Consider the following 3,247-nt stretch of genomic DNA (forward strand, 5'->3'; position numbering starts at 1 on the left):
CCGCCGCGCTGGCCCTGCTCGCCGGCTTCGGCACGGCCGCCCTGCTGCCCCGGGAGCCGGCCGTCCCGCCGGGCGGGGACGTCCGGCTGGTCGCCATGCAGCCGGTCTCCGGCACGGTGCCGGTGCACGCCGAGATCGGGCTGACCGGCACCGAGTGGGGGACCGAGGTGACCATGCGGTGCGGGTACGACGCCAGGGTCGGCTACGGCAAGGCGTACACCTTCCGGCTGGTGGCGCACGGCCCGGACGGCGCCACGGAGCAGATCGGCTCCTGGCTCGCCGCCCCCGGCGACGACCTGCGCATCAGCGGCGCGACGAGGTTCACCGACGCGGAACTCGTCCGCGTGGAACTCCTCCGCGCCGACAACACCCCCGTCCTAATCCACAACGTCCGCTAACCCCCCACCCCCCGCCCCCCCGCTCCCCCCGGGCCCCCGTCACTCGCCGCGATCTTGCACTTTCTGCCCCGGCGAAAGGGATGTTCTCCGCGATCCGGCGGCCGAAAGTGCAAGATCGCGGGACGTGGCGGTGGGGGTGGGGGGGTGGGGGTGGGGGTGGGTGTGGTGGGTTTGGCGGGCGGCTTGGACTGCGTCGATCGTGAAGACGGCCAGGGCCAGCCAGACCAGGGCGAAGCCGGCCAGGCGTGCGGGCGGCATCGGCTCGTGGAACACCAGCACGCCGCAGCCGAGCTGGAGGATCGGCGCGACGTACTGGATCATGCCGAGGCTGGTGAGCGGGAGCCGGTTGGCCGCGCCGGCGAAGAGCAGCAGGGGGATCGCGGTGGCCGCGCCGGCCAGCACCAGCAGGATGGTGTGCGCGAGCGACACCTGCCCGAAGGCGGCCTCACCGGCGGCGGCGAGCCAGCCCAGGTACCCCAGCGCGGGAAGCGCCAGCACCGCCGACTCGACGAACAGGCCCTCGGCGGCGGGCAGCCCGAGCTTCTTCTTCACCAGGCCGTACCCGGCGAAGCTGAACGCCAGGACCAGCGCCAACCAGGGCAGCCGGCCGTAGTCGACGGTCAGGACGGCCACCGCCAGCCCGCCGGTGCCGAGCGCCGCCCACTGCGCGGGGCGGAGCCGTTCGCGCAGCACGAAGACACCGAGCAGCACCACGACGAGGGGGTTGATGAAGTAGCCGAGCGCGGTCTCGACCACCCGGTCGGAGTTGACGCCGTAGATGTAGGTGCCCCAGTTGCCGGCGATCAGCGTGGCGGCCACGCCGATCCCGGCCAGCGTGCGTGGGCGGCGGGCCAGCGCCCGCAGGAACCCGACGTTGCGCAGCGCGCCGAGCACGAGCGCCACGAAGACCACCGACCAGACGATCCGGTGGGCCAGGATCTCCAGCGGCCCGGCCGGGCGCAGCAGCTTCAGGTAGAGCGGGAAGAAGCCCCAGAGCAGGTACGCGCCGAACCCGTAGAGGTAGCCGAGGCGAAGTGGCGTCACGCCTCCACCGTAAGGGGCCGATCGGCCTCCTGCTCCTTGCTGGTGACCGGCTTCACCCGTACGTCCAGCTCCATCCAGCGCTCCGCCTGGACCGGGGTGAAGCCGACCTTCGCGTACACCCCGTGGGCGTCGTTCGTGGCCAGCAGGATCCGGCGTACGCCGAGGTCGGCCAGGTGGTCGCGGACCGCCCCGGCCAGCCAGGTGCCCAGCCCGCGACCGCGCTCGGCCGGGTCGACGTAGACGTCGCAGAGCCAGGCGAACGTGGCGCGGTCGGTCACCACCCGGGCCACCGCGATCTGGCCGCCGTCTGAAGGCCGATAGACGCCGAAGCCGATCGAGCCGGCGAACGCCCGCGCCACCGTCTCCCGGTCCCGCCCGATGGCCCAGTACGCGTCGGTGGAGAGCCAGTGGTGCACCCGGTCCAGGTCGAGGCGGGCAGGGTCGGTGCTGAGCAGGTAGCCGTCGTCGCGGGTCACGGTGAACACCGGTCCGACGCTAGTGCCCCGTCCCTGCCCGCTCAGCAGCCAATTCCCGGTATCTGGTCGGCGGTACGGCGCTCAGTCGCGGTCGAGGATGGCGCCGAGGATCCAGGTCACGATGCCGACGAAGAGCGCGCCGAGCACCGCCTCCGGCCAGAAGCTGTCCACGTGGAACGGCAGTCCGGCCTGGCCCGCGATCCAACTCGTCAGCAGGAAGAGCAGCCCGTTGACGACCAGCGCGATCAGTCCGAGGGTCAGCAGGTAGAAGCCACAGCCGACGGTCTTGACGATCGGTTGTAGCACGGCGTTCACCACGCCGAAGATCACCGCGACGAGCACCAGGGTGGTGACGGTCTCGGTGGTGGAGGTCGAGTCCAACGTGATGCCGGGGATGAGCAGCGTGGCCAGCCAGAAGGCCAACGCCGTCGTGGCCAGCCGGATCAGCAGCCCTTTCAGGAAACCCATGGCGCAAGATGCTGCCACGGACGGATCACGCGCGGAACCCTCGAACCGGTGCCTTCATCGCCGGCCGGGGTGACCGACCAGGTGGGCCTCGATCGGTGTGGGGGAGATCAGGGCCCAGCGCAGCGCCCGCCGGTTGACCACCGCGACCATGTCGTCCCGGATCCGGGTCAGCCACTCGGCCGAACCGCCCAGCCCGAGGGCGGTGCCGGCCAGCGCCGCCTCGGCCGGGTCGAGGGGTTGCAGCACGGCCAGGTCCGCCCGCCGCAGCGCGTCGGCGTCGGCGGCGGTCAGCTCGTCGCGGACCAGCAGGGTGGCCCGCCAGGGCGGTCCCGGTTCGGGCTCGGGCGGTGTCGGCCCGGCGTCCAGCACCACCAGCAGCGGACGCAGCGGGGTGCCGACCTCGTCGGGGAGCGGCCGGCCCGGCGGGAGAAGCGGGATCGTGTCGCCCGGCGCCCCGACGCCCCGGACGAACGGCTCCCACACGCGGGGCCGGCCGGTCTGCACGACGACCCGCGCCCCGAGCGCCATCGCCCGCAGGGTGAGCAGTTGGGCGGCGCGTACGCCACCGACGAGCATGATCCGGGTGCTCTCCGGACGGAACAGCCGGACGGTCACCGCGCCGCCGTGCCGGTTGGCGCCGAGCATCAGGCCCGCCTCGCCCAGCGTCACCTCCAGTGCGGCGGGACCGGCCGGACCGGGGCCCGGCGACGCCAGCGGCAGCGTGGCAGCCAGCCCGGTCAACTGCTCGCCGTCGAGCCGTCGTACCTCACCGCCCGCTCCGGTCACCACGCGGCGGCGGCCGGAGCGCTGCGCCGCGCCCCCTGGTAGCGCGAGCCGTAGACGGCCGAGCCGTAGGGGTGC

Annotated in this window: 3 protein-coding genes and 2 pseudogenes; 1 reads left to right on the top strand and 4 read right to left on the bottom strand. The window is 73.3% G+C overall.

The window, feature by feature from the left end:
- A pseudogene (locus AB0I76_RS25875) lies at positions 1 to 398 on the top strand (anti-sigma factor); the annotation flags it as partial.
- A gap of 39 nt (positions 399 to 437) precedes the next feature.
- On the opposite strand, the gene rarD reads toward AB0I76_RS25875, so the two are convergent.
- The 4 genes and pseudogenes from rarD to AB0I76_RS25895 all read right to left on the bottom strand — a co-directional run.
- Positions 438 to 1,442: an EamA family transporter RarD gene (rarD, locus tag AB0I76_RS25880; protein ID WP_357040514.1), complete on the bottom strand. Its 1,005-nt coding sequence runs from the start codon at positions 1,440 to 1,442 to the stop codon at positions 438 to 440.
- Positions 1,439 to 1,927: a GNAT family N-acetyltransferase gene (locus AB0I76_RS25885; protein WP_357040517.1), complete on the bottom strand. Its 489-nt coding sequence runs from the start codon at positions 1,925 to 1,927 to the stop codon at positions 1,439 to 1,441. Before AB0I76_RS25885 ends, rarD begins: the two co-directional genes overlap by 4 nt.
- Before the next feature lie 72 nt (positions 1,928 to 1,999).
- Complete coding sequence (locus AB0I76_RS25890) at positions 2,000 to 2,386, bottom strand: phage holin family protein (protein WP_357040520.1); 387 nt, start codon at positions 2,384 to 2,386, stop codon at positions 2,000 to 2,002.
- A 60-nt stretch (positions 2,387 to 2,446) separates the two neighbouring features.
- Positions 2,447 to 3,247, bottom strand: a pseudogene (locus AB0I76_RS25895) (type VII secretion protein EccE); the annotation flags it as partial.

The organism is Micromonospora sp. NPDC049799 (assembly GCF_040656655.1).
GTDB lineage: Bacteria > Actinomycetota > Actinomycetes > Mycobacteriales > Micromonosporaceae > Micromonospora.